The sequence below is a fragment of the Gimesia alba genome (assembly GCF_007744675.1).
Lineage (GTDB): Bacteria > Planctomycetota > Planctomycetia > Planctomycetales > Planctomycetaceae > Gimesia > Gimesia alba.
In genome coordinates, this window is record NZ_CP036269.1 from 1,355,706 (window position 1) to 1,372,836 (window position 17,131).

Consider the following 17,131-nt stretch of genomic DNA (forward strand, 5'->3'; position numbering starts at 1 on the left):
CTAGTATGTCGTAGTGCGATCTCTGTGACCAATCAAATCGGTGTCAATATAGAAGTCTCTGTCTTCGATGTTTGAAACCACATACCCCGTCCCATCGACCCACACTGCCACACCGATTGATCCAGCGGAGTACTCCTGCCACTGCGGGAACCGCCGATCGATTCCATGGTCATTCTTATGTGGAGTATCGTGAGAGACTGCACCATGGTGAAAGTGCCCCCAGGCACCGAAGTAGCCCCACGTAGATCCATTCTCATCAAGTCCGTTCACGTCATAGCCAGCGGGATCATAGCCGTTTTTATCCAACAGATTAGCGTCGTAACCTTTGGCGTTATACTTGCCGGTCGCTTCCCCGACCACAGTGCCGGATTCATCTCGATCGTACGGGCCGTTGAGTACATCATCGTCCGTGTATGCAAGCGCGTAAACGGATTGGAGAAGGTAATAGACTCCGCTTACGATTTTACTACCATCCCAATACAGGGTAGAGTCGTTGTAAGCACGCGCTGCACCCCAATAGCCGAATGGCCCCCCTGAGTAACCTCCCGCCGATGCGTAACTGCTGTCGTAAAATTCAGTCCTCCACGGTCTTCGCTTCCCGGTCTCATAATCATGACTAAACAGATTTCGTGCACCAACTGTAAAGTAACTTCCTGACAAATTACTAGTCGCAGGGGTCAATGTCACAGTGTTCTCACCCGCCGATGGCTTCATATCTGTCGGTTCGAGTTCGTAACTTATGATCTCTGGAACGTAAATCGCTCCTGATGCGGTTGTACTCAGGGGAATATCCGGGATAGAAGTGTCGATTATTCGCCTCCTGTAAAGCTTCGGGACTTCCATCCCGGCAAGCTCCCCCACAAACTCTATAATCAGCCTGCCGGATAGCCCGCCGGGAGAGTAGACCTCTACGTTGCCTTCGCCAATCCAACTAAAGGCCTCCAGTGCTGTCTTGACCTCGTTAGCACTTGAGGTGATCAATACAGATGCTGAGACATTCACATCGTTTTCGTCGTGAAATTCGTACTTGAATTCATGACCAAAAACACCGTTGTAATTAACCCAGTACTTTTGATTCCATGTTTTTGAATTCGGATTGACGTGCTTAATGAAATCTACTGCAACTGTTGCAGACTCAAAGCTTTGCTGCGTAATCGGCTCCTTTGTCATGAATAATATTGCAGGGGGAGGGGCAGATGCAGCGGGAGCCACCATCACGAGGAGGTTTTTCGTTTTATCCTCGTCGTCTTTTTTACCCTTGGTCTTTTCGCCGGTGCGGTACTTATACACTCCCATCACATCCCAGCCGGTGATGAACTGTTGATCGGAATTGTCTTCACCAGAAGGAAGCTTGAGAGACCCGTCAGGAGTTCCGATCAACTGGACTCGCTTCCCTTGACCGAACAGTCTTTCTTGCTCTTCGAATGCGTCGTACTCTGCAGAAGTGTATTTCCCCCCATTAGTTCTCTCAGGTGCTTTGTAGCGGCCGTGGATCTTTTCCGTGTCTGCTTCGTTGCCCGTAAACCGACACATTGCTGGAGCGAATTTGATTCGACCGCTATGATTCTTCGGTATGTCACCCGGACCTGTGAATGCCTGATTGGAACCGGAACCCACGGTATTCGCATCTGCCTCAACGGACGTTGCTGTACGAGGTCGATTGAGGCGAACTTCATGCACGAAGTGATCGTCGTTGATTTTTCGAATACCCACGATTTCCACAACCGAAAATCCGGGTATCACCAGATTCTCGTCCTTACGTCGATCGTCTTTCGCTTCGTAATCATCGCCGACATTCAGGCAGTCGAACCAACTGCCCGGAGAGTCCAGTGCTGCGTTAAACATCAATCCCCCTTCGGGTTTACCTTTTCCGTTTTGTCAACCGTCTGCCGATGCTTCCTGATCATCTCCTTCAGGTCCTGACTTCGCTGTCGCTCATCGAAATTCGGCACGTAAATATTCACTTCGCGGTTGCGGGCAACTGTCGTCGTCATGCCGCCCTGAGTCGTCAGGCGGATCGCAACCTGCTGAATCGCGCCATCAAGATCGATCCTCTTCAGTCCGGCGTAAATTCCGGAGCCTGCATCCCCCGTGGTCAGCCTAAGTAGTGTGACATCGACATCGGCGAGCGCGAGTTTTTCAAAATCTTCAGACTTCGCGTTGTCCTTCACCTCTTTTTGGCGAACTAGAACCTCACCGGTGATTTTACTTTTATTGAATTCGTACACCGCCTCATAGGCTTGGACGATCTGATTGTTGACAACAATCTTGGTGTCGGTTCCGCCCGGAAGCTTACGAGGGTTACTCTGCAGGCCCGACGGCAGCTTCGCCGGTTTGGTGCGGTACTCCTTGGGAACTTCGTAGTGATACTCGTACCGAGCCGGCTCCCCGACGACAGACTTCAGCGGTACGGCAATCAGAACCCCAAGACTGGCGGGAACGTACATACTTCGCTTCTCTGTTTTTCTGCTGCCGTTGACGACTGGAACCTTGGCGGTCCCCAGCTTATAGACCGGATTGTTGAACTTTATGATTCCCTGCTCGGGAATAATACTGTACTCATCACGTCTGAAGTAGACATTTAGTTCCGTGTTGTAGCCACGGGTATCGCTATACCGTTCCCCAAGTACGATTGTATCTTTCCGCTTCAGGCTCCCTGTGATAGGGTCGATCGCTAAACCGGCGCGTGTCTCGAAGCAGGGGAGCACCTGCTCAAGCAGAGCTAGTTTATAATCCTCTTTCTTACCGGTCTTAGGGTTAGTCACCTTGGGTCCGGGCAGGATTGGCCCTGCCTTATAAAACAGCTCTCGCCCGGCTTCTTCGTAATCATCCATCAATTTATCGAACGACTTTTTGTCACCGCGCCGAATCCCCTTATCGACTTCCTTTGCAACTTTCCTGCCAAGTTCGTCATATTTTTTCCGTAGAACCTCGCTCTCCTTGGTTCCGGCCGGGTATTTCAGGCGGTAGCAGCGAAACACCGTCTCCTGCGCAAGCTTCAATTGCTGTTTCCGATGCTCAATGATCGGATCTTTTGGCTTTTTGTTATCCTTCACTTCGTCGTATTTCTGTTCGATTCCGGGGAAATTCGGCGGATCAGACAACAGCCATTCGTACTTTTCGGATGGCGTGTAACTCAGGTGGTTGATCGGTCGCCACTCGCCGTCGATGTCGAGTCCAACCGGCTCCAATTCCCAGAGTGCCTCGTGGTACGAGATTCCACCCAGCACGGTTACGGAATCAGGTACCTCTGGGAGATCTGCGTCGAAACCTCCTGACATCAGATCATCCGTGGGGAGTAATTCCCCTTCGCCGTACTTCTCGATTCGCACGATGTCGTTCCAGTCCAGACAGACCCGGTAGCCCAACGAAGTCACCAATTCGCTTAAAGCCTGTGCGGGGGGGATGCGGTCCCAATGCACTTCTGGACGCACCTTTTTTCGATAGGGTAGATCCTTCCCCTTTTCCAATTCGTCGAGAGCTTTGGTTTCGTACTTCTTTTCTCCCATCGCTTCCAGACATAGATTAGCCAGTTCTCTCGCTGTTTTCTCCTTTCGTTTTTCAATGACCCCGTTTTTCTTTACATTCCAGTGCCCTGAGAATGAGCCGAACTTCCATTTCCAACGCCGGTCGTAAACGGGAATCGTCCAGTTCTCTGATGACGCAGAACGCCGCACCGATGCTTTATCAGGCCGACAGCTCTGCATTACAATTTCCACACGCTTATTCGTCGTGCTGGTGATGCCGTTGCCGTCGGTGGAAATCTTAGCCGTGTCAAACCGGAAGATCAGATACCCGTCCGGCTCAATGGGTACATAGTCCTTGTCTTTCGGATCGAGCGTCTGAGGAGCCATTTCAATCTGACAAATGTCGGGCGTAATGCCGTGCGAGCGTGAATAAGATGCACTCACGATCTGTTTGATCCCCGGATAGATCACAGAACCGACACTGACGTAATCTGTTGTGTTTGCGGCTGGCATTAGGTCGTGGCTCCGATTGTCACCTTGAAGTCCTGACCCATGTGGAGCGTGCTCAGATCACCGCAGTTATGTAGGTCGATTACTGGCGTGGCGATGCTCCCCGACTCGTCATAGATCTCGGAATCATCGGTGTATTTATTGATCTTCGTGACCGTCTTCGGTCGCGCGTCCTGATCAAAGACCAGCACTGCATCACCTGAGAGGTTCGCGAGGGTCAGAGTTCCCGTTGAATTGTAATTCAGCAGCCCAGCCAGGATGGTCAAAGCAGCGTGCGCCCCGGCGTGTACCGTGGTCGTTCCTGCGGTCTGCTTGAATGTCGTGGTTGCTGAATTGATATCCAACACGCCCCCCGTTTTATTAATGTCGGTGACCGTCACTCCCGATCCCAAAAACACGTTTGTGTCGTCGACGGCGTCATCGAAGAACGCCTGACGTAATGTCGCTATTGTGGAGACTTCGGTTGGGTAGTAGGCAACGCCCAGTGATCCCCGGTTAATATTGATCACGTTGCTGGCATGTGTTCCGAGCAATAAGATCGCCGGTGTGTTTCCATCAGGACTATCGCCGGAATCAGTGATCAACGCCGTTGTCTGCACCGAACCGAGGTTGATTTTAATCCGCTCCGAGCCGTCCCCCTCTTTGTCGCCGATGTTGAGCAGTGTCGCACCGATTTTTAAATATTGATCACGGTACTCAGAGTAGGATGTCGTGCCATCGGCATTGAAGCGAGGGAGACCGATCTCCCCGGTGAAAGTCTGCTCGATGTGCAGAGCAGCCAGCGTGATCGCACTCTGATCGAGACCGTATAGAATGCTAATGTCCGTGTGGCTGATGTGGACTGTATCACTGGTAACCGGAACCGTGTTCGTGCTCCAGTTTGCCGCCACGTCCCAGTTATTCGGGCCGGAATTGGCAGTTGTCTCAGTGGTGTCAATCGGTCCATCCGTCGTCTCAACAACTACGGTAGGTTGCGGTACACCCTTTGTCGATTCAACAATCGCCACATGCACAGAAGTGTTGTCAACAACAAGCTGCGGTTGATCTGTCTGCCCTAAGTCGCCGATGAATTCGACTGTCAAAGGTGTCCCAGGCCAATCCCCCCCAGTGACATCTACATTACCGGAACCAATCGTGCTTAATGCTTCGAGCAGTGTTTCCGCTTCGGCGGCTGTTGCATCGTATGGAATCAGGGCTTCCTCTCCGGCAAATGATACCCCAACACTTCCAGAGGTTGGTGTGCCTGTGAAGGTGAGGGTTTGCACCTCGTTTGTTCCCGTGAATGGCGGCTGGAGACCAGCCCCACTATTGTAAAGTGTCGTGACTTCAGACTGAGACAATGCTTCCGGCCAGAGTCCGATTTCATCTATTGTCCCAAGGTAATTAAACACGTAGTTGGCTGTTGTGTTTTCTGATACTCCAACAGTTAAGTGCGTTCCATCGTCACCGATGCTTGTTCCGGCAAGGGCTCCTGTTTGAAATGTTTCTCCATTGATGCTGATTTTAATTAACGAATTGTCAAAGTCAGCAACGCCTACGACGAAGTACCAGCCGTCATTTGATACCGTCGTGTCGGCTGTGATCTGTTGCGTTCCAGATCCAGTTCTGAACTGCCAGACTATGCTGCTTCCACTCTGGTATATTGAATAATTGTTTGCCGATCCTGATATCAGACCTTTACTAATGAGGTAGCCGATATTTGACAAAGAGCTACCTGTTGGGCGTATCCAAAGTGAGATACTGAAGTTGCCAGTGGGGGCAAGCAATGCATTGTGCGGGGTTTCTAAATAATCGGTAGAAGTGAACCCTGAAACCCCATTGCCAATAAGACCAGAGGAGGCTGTCACAGTCCCGGTTTCAGTCAGATCGAGAGACCCGATTGCATCGGCGCGTGTTCCGCTCGCTTCGTCAGTCTTCCAATAGGCAGTTACGTTCCCTACGTTTAGTCCTGAACCGGCCTGACTCGTTGCGGCGGCGGCGGTAGGTGCACCTGTCAAACTGCTGTTTGCAGCAAGTAGGTTAACATCTGTCTTCGCAAGGTCTCCCGTGAATTCCACGGTCCAAGGACCACCTGCCGGGCCGGTCACACTCACGTCACCTACCTTAATATTTGCCAGGCCTTCAAGAGCTGATTGCACAGTCGCTGCTGCGGCATTGTGGGCAATCGCCACTGTGGTCTGGCCGTTATAAATCAAGGTAAAGTCACCCCCGGAAGGTGAGTTGATAATCGTCACCGTCTGTTCTTCGTTCGCAAATCCGGTAAGACTTGTTGCGTTTGCAGTAATCAACGCAACATTTGTGGCAGCGAGTGCCCCGGTAAACTCGATGGTATAAGGGCCTCCTGCATCACCTGATACGCTCACATCATCCGAACCAATATTGCTAAGAGACTCTAACTCTGTCTCTACAGTAGAAGCAGCATCATTATAGGCAATGGTACTTGTTGTTTGACCGGCGTAGGTAAGTGTGAATGTCCCTCCCGTTGCCCCGGTGACTGTTACGACCTGCTTCTCATTCGTTCCGGTGCCGATCACTACGGCGACCACAAACGGCTTCCCTGCGGTGTCAGCGGTCAGGACCACCGACCCGTCTGCATCGCCCTCTGAGTCAACCCCGACTGAAGCAGTGATTTCGGCAAATTCGGGAATCGTAGAGGCATTCCAGGCGGTGACCACTTCGGTAATTATCTCAGCTCGCGTGCTCCCCGTTGCTGTCACAGAAAGCGTTTTCAATCCGATAGTGAAATTAATCACCTGACCGGCCGCCACATCCGAAGGAAATGTAATCGTATTAACCTGAGCGACTGCCGGGGCACCCCCGATCCAGATGTGTGAAGTCATGTCTCTACTCCTTTAGGTTGCTGCTGGGAACGGTTGATTCCGTTCAAATGTGTAGGTCCAATAAATCGGGAACTCGAACTGAGTGTTGTTAAATCGACGCGGATTGCCTTGGCGAATGTTTCGCCGGTCCGTCTTTTCGTAATCCGCCAAGTGTGGGAACGGGGCATCTGGCTCTGGATAAAATCCAATTCCAGATTTCATGCCCGTCTGCTGGGCAGTGACTAAACTCGTCTCAGTGAGAACCTGTTTTTGGTGCAATCCAGTGAGCGTCGGTAAGTGACCAAACGTTGTACCGCCGGTTCCTGTGTACGACAGGTTTGATTCGTAATTGACGACATAAATATTGTCAGCAGTGCTTGCCGACGCAGGTAGCAAAAACGCCGCCTCGACAACAAACGCATAACTGCGACGATTGACCAGTTCCCCTGGTGCATCGCCGCGAGGAAAGTGCGGCGGAACAACCACGCGGACCCCATAGGCGGTGTCGTCATTCAGCATTTGATGCACTACCTTGTCGCCAATCTTCCAAATCAGATCTCTGTTCGGCTCCCGGTATGCGGCTTCGAACTGATCCATCGCCGTCTTCAACGCAGTCAGCGTATCGGCTTGCAGGACGCCAGTAACGCTCCATGTCTCAATCGAACCGTAAACGAACCCCGTTGAATTCTCCATCGCTCGGCGCGAAATATGGACAGTCACTTCATTATCCGCGTGCTGGTGACTTCCGTAATACAGAATCGATGCCATTATGGACCCCCCTGCAATACAGATCGGTAATCGGCACCCCGTTGGTCCTGCTGAGTCAGTTGCTCTCTGAGTTGGCGGAACGACTCGGAATTCGTGTCCTTGAAGTTCTTCAGCGCCTCAATGAGTGCAAGGTGCTCCTGAACGAACGAATCTGTCGCATTGTTTACCGCGCCGACGACACTGCCGCCTCTCTGCCCTACCTGCTGTGCTCCCTGTTGAGGCACTACGGGCGGCGGTGTGTACTCGACGCCAGCTTGTTCCGCACTGGCTCTCGCGACCTTGTCGACGATCGCAGACAGCGATTCCATGCTGCGCTTCACGCGATTCGTCTGCACGATCATCGCATCTCTGGATTCGCGTTCCTTGCGGATCGACTCGGAAAGTTCCGCACGTTTCTTGTTCTCTTCTGTCCTCGCATCCGCGAGATTCTTTTCGGCGTCTTTAAAACCACCCAAAGCGCGGATTGTACCTGCATCGCCCGCCGATCTCTGTGCCCGGTACTTCTGAGCGATCTCACCGCCGAACGGCGTCTCTTCAAGCTGTTTAACTTCGCGAAACGATAGTCTCTCACCACGGTTCACTTTGTCGGCAATCGATCGTAGATTCCGCTTCTGTGGATCAGCCAGCTTGTCAAACTGTGCCAGCTTCGATTCGCGGTCTGATGCAACTGCTTTCTCGGCAACGGTAACTTGCTCTTTCGCTGCCTTCAATTGTTCCTTCGCTGACTTGACAGCACTCTCATGCTCTTTGTTTTGAGCCTTCAACAGATCAAGCCTGGATCGTGCCGCATCGACGAGCTGTGCCTGCTTCTCGCTCACATTCTCAAGATGCATCAAACGCAATTCATCGTTGTAAGCTTCATTGCGGTTCATGGCGTCGATCTGCTTCTGGTAGTTCTCCTGAGCTGCAGCCTTCGCCTGTGCCACCTCTGCCGCTGCCTGGATCTCCAGTTTCTTCGCTTTCTCAATGTCGGTTCCGGGGCCGAGTGCGATCCGCTGCCGGTTCAGTCCAGAGTAAGCCGAATCCTGCGAAAGCCTGAATGAAAGGCGATCCCGCTGCCGCTCTCGGATTTCCTGGTTTTTGATCTTATTTTCGTCCAGTTCTTTCTGACGCTTTTCGACAGCTTCGTCGGACGAAAACATATCAGACACCGCTTTATACGTTGATTTGAACGCTCCGGTCGGAGACTCGTTGTAAAGCGGCTTGTCGAACAAATCCTTGAAGTAGTTGCCAAAACCCATCCTCTGTGGCCCCGGCGGTTCAGAACCGTGCTTTCGCCCCGTAGAGAGGCTGTTCGTGTAGCTTAGTAACTCCGAGAGCCCATAGCCCAAGGCGCCTCCCAGCGCTACCATGCCGCCGCCAGCCAGAGATGTTCCACCAAGCCTTCCAAGTGCCGCCTTTCCGCTACCAATCAAGGCTCGCCCACCTCGGAACAGTAATCTGCCAGTGCCGCGAGCCACCCCGCCGATGGTGGCTCCACCCACTCGCCCGAGTACCCTGCGGCCCACGCCTTTAACAGCCTTTCCAGCACCACTGTTGAACAGCATACTTCCGACAAGGCTCCCGAAAAACTCATTAGCAAAGCCCCCACCTACGCGGCCTGCTGTTTTCTGAGCCGCTTTTTCAGCAGCCGCCTCAGCGGCCTCTTTCGCGGCCCGGCGAGCCACCATTCGCCCACTGATCACCCCACCGGCCGCCTCCGCTCCAACGCTTGCTGCGAAACCACCGATCCCAGATCCGCCGCCGCTACCGCCACCCGCCAGGGTCGCCTTACCTGCGGCGGTTGCAGCAAGTGCTGCGGGGACAGGCGCTGCCGACAGCAACACCTGTGATGTGCGAAGTGCTTCCTGCGATTCACGCAACGCGACGATAGCCTCGCGGCCTTTCCAGACGAGTTCGGTGAAGCCCTTCATTGCCTTGAAGCCAGCCTGGATCTTAATGAACGTTTTGGCGAACTTTTCGAAGTTCTCTTCGCTCGTGAGGCCGAGGATTGCAGTTCCCTCAACGAGGTCCATGACGCCTTGTAAAGCACCGACGCTCGCTTCTGTTGCCCGCCGAGATCCATCGACCCGTTGTCGCTGTGCGTTTTCAGTCTCTCTCTGGATCTTTTCTTGATAGCGTTTTATTTCGAGAGCCTCTCTTTTAAAAATCGACTCCCGCTGCTTGGCTTCCCTCTCGGCCTTCCTGGTTTTCTCTTTTTCCAATCTCGCGTGTTCGCGTTCCTCTGCTTTCGCCGCCTTCGCTTTCTCGCGCTCCTCACGCTTCCGCGCCTGCTCCCGGTCTCTGGCGGCCTTCGCTTCTAAGCGATCCTTTTCACGCTGCTCTTTTTGGGCAGCTTTGATCTGTTCCCTTAAATTATACTCTCGCTCTCGCTGCTCGTCCCTTGCAACCTGGTCCATCTCGGACTTTGATCTCTTCGCCGCCTTGACACGAATTTTTTCGACATCCTCGACCTGATTGCGCACAACCTTCGCCGTCGATGGATTCCGTGGATCGGAAACCAACTGCAGTGTAATCGCGACATTGCGTTCTGCTTCGGCTGCTGCAATCATTCAGACGCTACCTGGTTATAATAGATGTCAACAAAGTCAGTTCATCAACTCTCTGCTTCTCAGTGACCCGATCCAATACGCTTTGAATCAGATCCGCATTCATCCTCACGATTGGATCGTCGGGAAACTGACCAACCGCTTTACATTCGCGAAAGTGTCGGTACGCCTGGCGATTCTTGTCAGAAAGGGAGTTCTGCCCCCCTGGTGTTCCTTTCGGGCACCCGTCCTTAGTTTGACACAACGGCAGGTGCTTCGGGTGTCGCCGCTGCGGCTCACCTTTAAACTCTTCGATCTCTCCATATCGTTCTGCTCCCGGCTTGTCGTTATACGCCCATTTCAGACAGTGACTACAATCGCGATGAGCAAACTGGGGATAGAGCAAGATCAGCTCCACCCCGGTTTTTAGTTTTTTACCTCTTCCAACTGTTTTTCAGCTGGAGTCTTTGCGCCGTCTGATTCGCCGGATAGTAGTTCATCGAAGTTGAGGTCTTCATCTTCTTTCTGAGAATCGGAATCCTGGTCGTCATCGCTACCCTCGTAGCAAGTCACGATGTTAAACAGGCGGTCTTTCAGCGGCTTCTTAATGCGGCACAGATTGGATGTCGTAATTTTCAGCGGTGTATCACTCAGGTCGCATAAATCCCATTCGACGAGTTGTCGCTTCAACGTTTCGTTGACGATATCACTTTGAGCCTTCGCGGTCTTTTCATAGAAATTGTGCATCAGTGCCCGCACAGCCTCAGGGAGGACGGGGCGAAACTTGAATCGCACCGCCTCGTGAACCCCTTTGGATTCAGCAATGAAACCGTCTTCGGTGTAACCATCTGGAATGAATGCTCTCGACATCTCTGTTTCTCCGTTTTTGTTTCTCTGGTTTTAATTAAGCGTTGTTAAGTTATAGTTCCGGCTTCAGCAGCAAAATCACACTATACGTGTGCATTGGTCACGACAAGACTGGCCGTGCTGCCAACCTTACGGACCATACCCTCTAAAGGAAGCCTCGTCGTCTGTGCTTTCGCAGTGCCTGGCGTGCGCGTCGGGTACTGAACTGTCCCAAGCGTAAATGTCAGGATATCTGTCGCGACTTCCGTATTCGTGAACACGAGCGACCCGCCGGCACCGGCGAGGTCCTGCTTGATCAAATCGATGTTGTCGCTCGACCAGGGGTGGTTTGTGCTCAGGGAAATCACGCGGTCAAGCAGGGGGATGTCGATTCGCGTGAGTGAGTTCTCAAACCGCTCGGTGTCGAGCTGATTCTCGATCGTGAGGCTGAATTCATTGAATTCACGAGTCGCACTCTGCAGCGTCAGCACGCCGTCCTCAAGCCGCCACGGCGATCCCGTTGGCGTGGCGATCGCTGGGAATGTCCCGGCGTTACCCTGGGTCTCTGTTTCCGCTTCAATATCGAGATTGAGCATCAACATCTGGCCTGACGACCCTGAGAACGTAGCACGCGCAACCCGACAGCCGGAGTACGTGTAAACCTTTTGACCGCGATCCACCATCATGACGAATTCCGGTATTGAATCCGCCAGCGCGAAAACATTTGTGCTTTCAGCGGCGCCGAGGATCAGTGGCAGGAACGTATCAAGGGCCAGTCGGTCGCAGGCAAGTTGAAACGACCCACTGCATCGCTTCTGCCCTAAGCGGGTTCGCTCAGAGATATGCTCCATCGTGCCCGTGTTGCCCTGAGTCTCGTCGATCACCTGAGCCTCAACGAGAGACTCCTGCCCGACGTGCTCAATTGGAATCGAGCTAGTGTCAAAGGGCAGGGCAGTGTCAATTGCAATTCGCGTTGTTGTGCCGACTGATGGTTCCGCCATGATTGCGTTCCTTATTAAATTGCATCGATCACGGTGATGACATGCTCGCTGAGCATCTGCATCGCAGTGTTAAATGTTTTATCCGGAATGCCGATGAACGGCCTCGCCGGTACTGTTCCGTCTTTTCTTCCAAACTGATGCACACCGGCGTACTCAACGCTGGTTCCAAATGTCATCGAATCCGCTGTTATTATCTCAATGTGCCCTTGACCATCAGACACCACACTTTGCATTAGTGCCCCGATGTCAATCAATGGGCGTTCCCCTTGGTTGTGTCCCTTCGGACGCCGCCGCTTCAACGGCTCCCACCCTTCGCCGTCCGGCGTCTCACTATTTAAAAATGACTGCGATAAATCTCCTGCGAGAATGTCACTCCACTCCGCCAGCACGCCCGCTGCCTGCGGTTTCTCCAATCGGTCAACTACTCCGTCGAGGAATCCCCCGAACTCTCTGGTGCTAATGGTTCTTGAACTTCCTCCGATTCGTCTTCCCGCAGACATCGCGTAGTATCCCTGATTTGCTTGACCTTGAATCCGGGGAGAGCCATGACTTGCTCGGCACTGAACTCCCGGTTATCCGTACTGATCTGATCGGCGTATAGTTCAATCGCCCTCTCCTCATCGATCAGCTTTCCGTCTTCGTCGACCATTTTGAACCGCAGTCCGCCGTGCGTGTTGGTACTGACCTTCCAGAGGTTTACTTCTTCAGTGACGACTTTCTTCATTAAAACATCCCTCGCGGCTGCCAAACGGTGATATTGAGCAAGATGCCGCCGACGTACAGCATGTGGTTAAACCATGCATTCTCGTCGACGACGTTGTAAAACTTTGTAGTTACGTTGACTGATTCGGCGACCCCGCTTAACCGCTGATTGCGGAATACGTCGCTGATTTTCTGCCTCGACGAAAGATAGCTTTGCCGCGCGGTATCGTTGCCGGAATCCTGATCACCCCCCTTCAGGTAAGCTATCATGACCGGGTAGATTACTTCGTCTCGCTGATTGGTTCCGCCACCGGGCGTGAACTGCTCAGCAGCAGCAGGGCAAACAAAAACGCACGGCAAAGCAAGATCCTGTGTGTCTTGCGGAATCGTTTTGATTAAAACCTGACTGTCAGGAAGCCCGGTAAGGGACAACTCCTGCAGCGTACTCTGAACAGCATTGAGGCAACGCGTGAAAATGTCACCGGCCCCATCGCTGACCCGCGAACGGGTGGGCGTACTGGCTTTCGTGTCGCCACTCAATGTACTCTCGACGTAGAAGTAGTAAAACCCATTATCGAGCGTCACGGAAATCGTGCCATCGCCGACGCGGCTGGTGTGCGTCGTCCAGGTGTTCGTCTTTTGCTGCAGATCAACTTTCTGAGATCGCAGCAGGTTCGTACTGCCCGCACTGCTCCCGCTGACCGACACCGTCGCGGTGCCGTCTTCATTGTCAGTGATCGAAATTTCGGGAGTAGTTGCCATTGATTCTATGTCCGACTCTGACTACACAGGGCCTTGTAACGTGTTCCATAACTGAGCAGCTGGTGATGTTTCACGACCCACGATACGCCCGCCGCGTCGGTGATTACATCGGCGTTTCGAAGCTCACCGGGGTAATTGTCATCTGCTTCGAGCAGGGTAATCGGAAGATGAAAGAACAGATCATTCCCCGTCAAGCGAACCCCCGCCGCCATCGCGGACTCTTCGTCAACGGCGGATCGCTTTGCAATGGCGATGGACACGTCCACATCGGCGACACCGCTACGCTTGAACGTAACGGTCACCGCTTCCTTGTGGTGCCACCCCTTGTAACTATCCGCCATTGACATGATCGACTCCTAACGCGGCATAACCTGTGAGATCACAGTTGCCGTTGGGCCGCCACTCGCTGCAGCATGTCCCAATGCTTCATTGATTCGTGCCAGTTCGTCATACAACCGCTGTACGTACTTGTCTGTGTCCTGTTGCTCACCGTCGATGTTGACAGTGACGTTACTCAAGCTCTGGCCGTCCGGCGTTTGACCCGCCGCCAGAATCGCCGCGATTGCGTTGTATCTCGTCTGAAGATTTTCCGCCGCCGTTGCCATGTCTTGAGCCTCATGATTCGATTCTTAAAACTCCCAACCTCTCCCCGTCAGTGACGATCCCAGACCTTGCCGCCACCGACGGAAAGAGGAGAGAAACGAGGTAGTGTTTAACCACCCGCGACGAGCAAAGCGCCGTCAGGTGTTTTCGAGCAAACTTTCCCGGCTTCATCGACGTAGATCACCTGCTCGCCTTCCGGGGCTGCGTCGACAGGACTGCAGGAGAAACCGTTCTCCGAAGCTGTGACGCCAAAGAAGTCGAAGTAAATCCGCTGTGCTTCGCCAGGGTTGTTCGCCTTGACAAACCGCGTCGGGTTGCTTTTTAAGCTTGCCTGATACAAACCGGTGTCATCGCTGGTCGGCGTCAGGTTCATCTTGCGCAACTCGCCGATTTCAGTCGCTGAATCAACGGCAGCGTCCTTCAGTGCGGCATTCTCCTTTTCGAGTTGATCCAATTTGCCTTCAGCTTCCTTGAGCTTTTGCAGTAGGGCTTCCTGTGCTTCAGCAGCAGCTTTGTCGGCAGCGGCTTTTTCAGCAGCGGCTTTTTCAGCAGCAGCTTTGTCAGCAGCGGCTTTTTCAGCAGCAGCTTTTTCGGCAGCAGCTTTTTCGGCAGCAGCTTTTTCGGCAGCAGCTTTGTCAGCAGCGGCTTTTTCGGCAGCAGCTTTTTCGGCAGCAGCTTTGTCCTGTTGCCCCTCTGGTTTTTTTGCTCCTGCCTGCTTCGCAGCCTCTTTCATCGAGCCGCCTTGATTCTTCTGATTCATAATGTTTCTCTCGTTAAAACTGAAACTTGAAAATCAGCCCGGCAAAACTGAATGCCGGACTGATGGATTAACTACACCGCATCACTGCCAGGCCGGTGATTAACCGGTACACTGAATCACGTAGCGAGGCTCGACAATCGCGGGTACACCCATTTCCGTTGCGAACACACTCAGAACCAGATCGCTGTCGACCATGATGTATGAAGTCGCAGGAGTCTTGGTGACATTCAGCGGGAAATTCTGCATGTACTTGAAGGCTTTTTTGAAGTCGCCGACATACCAGTACTTCTTTGCATCCGCTTCGGCGACACTATTTGCCAGCAGCCGCTGATAGGCAATCGGCGAATTCATCGGATCGCCATTGAATGAACCCTGCGTCGGATTCGCACCAGAGCTGACTACGGCAGCACTGTTGGTACGAGATTCGACAGTCGTGTCACGCACGATCTTATTGGCTGTTAACTTCTTCGTAGGCATGACAAGCAGGTCAAACGGCCCGGTGATTGCAATGCTCTCTCCGGTCTCCTGATCAGTCATGTTCGCGAACAGATTCAAAGCGTTGTCGATGTCGGTCCAGTCGACCAGCTCGTTACTCGCCAGTTTGTTGATCCAGTTACCCGTAGTCAAGTACGTGTTATACGATGTACCGTTGTACTTGTAGGTGTTGGTCAAGCCGAGAAACAGGTCGAGCTGACGCTTTTCTTTTCGCAGACGCAGATTGTAGCCAATATCACCCGCCTGACGCAGGATGTTATTGCCGTTCGGATCGAAGAACACCGCTTCGCGGGTAACATCCATCCCCAATCCATACTTCGCAGTCTTTGGGGTGTCAACCCACCGCTCACCGATCTGAACGCGAGGATGCGGCTGACCAGGTGTCATCTCTTCGGCGACATCTCCAATCAGAGTTGTTCCAGGCATACGCTCCCATCGCTGTGAGGTTGGGATCGTCTCGTAGAGATTGTCGCCAATAAAGGCGGGCTTGTGATACTCTTCGAGAATCTTGACTTCCAACAGGCCGCCGTAGGCAGACCCCCATGCATTCACATTGTGGAACGCACCCGGTTGCACGGCAGTGTTACCGACTGACTCCATCGCAACCGCCGAGCCGGGCGACTCAAGCACGGTACGCGGATTGTAGCCGCCAATACCCAGGATTGCTTCGGACACAACACCCAGCGGGAGTTGCTTCAGTTTAATCGGGGCTTCAGGATTAATGATCGGCTCACCGTTCTCGTTGAGGTTGCGGCGACCACGCTCGTCGGTCAGCCCAATCAGGGCACTGAACTGCCGCGAACCTGCGGCGAGCCCTTCCTGCAGTGCGGCATCGCCGGTCTTACCGACCATGTGCCGCTGATAAATGTTTCTTACACTCTCTACTGTAACTGGCATTTTGAGAAACCTTTCTCTCTTGAAAAGAAATAGAAATCAGTTTCTCGTCGCTTCTTATCTCGTTTCGTCGCGTCGCTGTTTCGATCTTTCGAAGTGAAAAATCAGGGGCTTCAGGTGGCCGCCATCCACCCCCAGCGACGAGGCGCGTTATATCGGTTAAGGGTTAAACTCGGGCACCCTGCAGCATTCGCCACGTGGTCCCGTCGCAGAAGAAGATACCCACTTCATTCTGCGAAACAGTGCCGACGGTCGCCGGAGAATCATCCTTCACGGTGATCGCCTCAGCAGCGTCGGCGGTGTTGTCAATAATGAAACTGTCGCCGTAGCTCAGAGCCTCAGCTGGCAGGGTAACGTCGCGAGCTGCGCCACCTGGATCGAGCACCTGCACGCGAGCGTCGTCAACCGTCAGGGTTTTATTTGCCGTCAGCGTTTCGACATTCGACCCACCGCAGACGAGAGGTCCCTTCGCAGGATTCGCCGCCATGTTGCGGATCTGAGCCGCGATGAACTCGCACTCAACGCGAGTCGTCGCCGATGCGTATCGCTTGGTGACGCGACCGATGGCGAGTGTCGGATCAAGAGTCTTGACGACTTTCTGATTTTCAAGTGCCGTACCGCTGGCAGCTTCGACAGCGGCAACCATGTCGCCTTTTTCGAACGTCGCACTGGTGCAGTCCATAACAGCGATGATATGCGTTGCCAGCGGGAAGTTCGTGTCGGCATCCGTGTCGGTCACAAGTCGTGCATCAAGTGCAAGCCCAGCGAAGTTACGCGCGAAGGCGACTTGATTCTTCAGGGCTGTGCCCTTATCAGCTTGAGATGAAGCAGGCTTTACATCGTCGCTGTCGTGAAACATCAGGTCGTACATGTCGACCGCGATGGTTCCATCGAACGCTGCGTGAGACTCTGTCTCGATGCTTGGCCCGGTGATCTGTGGAGTGGTCATGTTTTCTTATCCTTAAAGAAAATTATG

At 53.1% G+C, this 17,131-nt stretch carries 15 protein-coding genes; all 15 read right to left on the reverse strand.

Going from position 1 to position 17,131, the window contains the following annotated elements:
• A complete protein-coding gene (locus Pan241w_RS05300; protein WP_145212028.1) occupies positions 1–1,845 on the reverse strand; it encodes a hypothetical protein in 1,845 nt (614 codons plus the stop codon).
• Positions 1,845–3,980 carry a hypothetical protein gene (locus Pan241w_RS05305; RefSeq protein ID WP_145212031.1) on the reverse strand — a complete coding sequence of 712 codons (2,136 nt, stop codon included), beginning with the start codon at positions 3,978–3,980 and terminating at the stop codon, positions 1,845–1,847. Before Pan241w_RS05305 ends, Pan241w_RS05300 begins: the two co-directional genes overlap by 1 nt.
• Positions 3,980–6,817 (reverse strand): LamG domain-containing protein, encoded by a 2,838-nt coding sequence (locus tag Pan241w_RS05310; protein WP_145212033.1) that lies wholly within the window; start codon positions 6,815–6,817, stop codon positions 3,980–3,982. The genes Pan241w_RS05305 and Pan241w_RS05310 overlap by 1 nt, the downstream gene beginning before the upstream one ends.
• A gap of 12 nt (positions 6,818–6,829) precedes the next feature.
• Positions 6,830–7,564: a hypothetical protein gene (locus tag Pan241w_RS05315; protein WP_145212036.1), complete on the reverse strand. Its 735-nt coding sequence runs from the start codon at positions 7,562–7,564 to the stop codon at positions 6,830–6,832.
• Positions 7,564–10,116 carry a coiled-coil domain-containing protein gene (locus Pan241w_RS05320; RefSeq protein ID WP_145212039.1) on the reverse strand — a complete coding sequence of 851 codons (2,553 nt, stop codon included), beginning with the start codon at positions 10,114–10,116 and terminating at the stop codon, positions 7,564–7,566. The genes Pan241w_RS05315 and Pan241w_RS05320 overlap by 1 nt, the downstream gene beginning before the upstream one ends.
• 402 nt (positions 10,117–10,518) lie before the next feature.
• Positions 10,519–10,962: a hypothetical protein gene (locus Pan241w_RS05325; RefSeq protein WP_145212042.1), complete on the reverse strand. Its 444-nt coding sequence runs from the start codon at positions 10,960–10,962 to the stop codon at positions 10,519–10,521.
• A gap of 80 nt (positions 10,963–11,042) precedes the next feature.
• Positions 11,043–11,939: a phage tail tube protein gene (locus Pan241w_RS05330; protein ID WP_145212045.1), complete on the reverse strand. Its 897-nt coding sequence runs from the start codon at positions 11,937–11,939 to the stop codon at positions 11,043–11,045.
• A gap of 14 nt (positions 11,940–11,953) precedes the next feature.
• Positions 11,954–12,352 carry a phage virion morphogenesis protein gene (locus tag Pan241w_RS05335; RefSeq protein ID WP_198000334.1) on the reverse strand — a complete coding sequence of 133 codons (399 nt, stop codon included), beginning with the start codon at positions 12,350–12,352 and terminating at the stop codon, positions 11,954–11,956.
• A gap of 8 nt (positions 12,353–12,360) precedes the next feature.
• Entirely contained in the window at positions 12,361–12,663 is a 303-nt protein-coding gene (locus Pan241w_RS05340; RefSeq protein WP_145212051.1) for a hypothetical protein, read from the reverse strand.
• Positions 12,663–13,403 carry a hypothetical protein gene (locus Pan241w_RS05345; protein WP_145212054.1) on the reverse strand — a complete coding sequence of 247 codons (741 nt, stop codon included), beginning with the start codon at positions 13,401–13,403 and terminating at the stop codon, positions 12,663–12,665. Before Pan241w_RS05345 ends, Pan241w_RS05340 begins: the two co-directional genes overlap by 1 nt.
• Positions 13,404–13,408: 5 nt before the next feature.
• A complete protein-coding gene (locus Pan241w_RS05350) occupies positions 13,409–13,705 on the reverse strand; it encodes a hypothetical protein (protein ID WP_145212056.1) in 297 nt (98 codons plus the stop codon).
• 54 nt (positions 13,706–13,759) lie between these two features.
• The gene (locus Pan241w_RS05355; RefSeq protein WP_145212059.1) at positions 13,760–14,008 is read right to left on the reverse strand and encodes a hypothetical protein; all 249 of its coding nucleotides are present in this window, start codon (positions 14,006–14,008) and stop codon (positions 13,760–13,762) included.
• A gap of 107 nt (positions 14,009–14,115) precedes the next feature.
• Positions 14,116–14,766 carry a hypothetical protein gene (locus tag Pan241w_RS29655; protein WP_232107360.1) on the reverse strand — a complete coding sequence of 217 codons (651 nt, stop codon included), beginning with the start codon at positions 14,764–14,766 and terminating at the stop codon, positions 14,116–14,118.
• Between the two features lie 99 nt (positions 14,767–14,865).
• Positions 14,866–16,158: a phage major capsid protein gene (locus Pan241w_RS05370; RefSeq protein WP_145212067.1), complete on the reverse strand. Its 1,293-nt coding sequence runs from the start codon at positions 16,156–16,158 to the stop codon at positions 14,866–14,868.
• A gap of 163 nt (positions 16,159–16,321) precedes the next feature.
• Positions 16,322–17,104, reverse strand: coding sequence for a hypothetical protein (locus tag Pan241w_RS05375; RefSeq protein ID WP_145212070.1), 783 nt, complete (start codon positions 17,102–17,104; stop codon positions 16,322–16,324).
• Positions 17,105–17,131 lie beyond the last annotated feature (27 nt).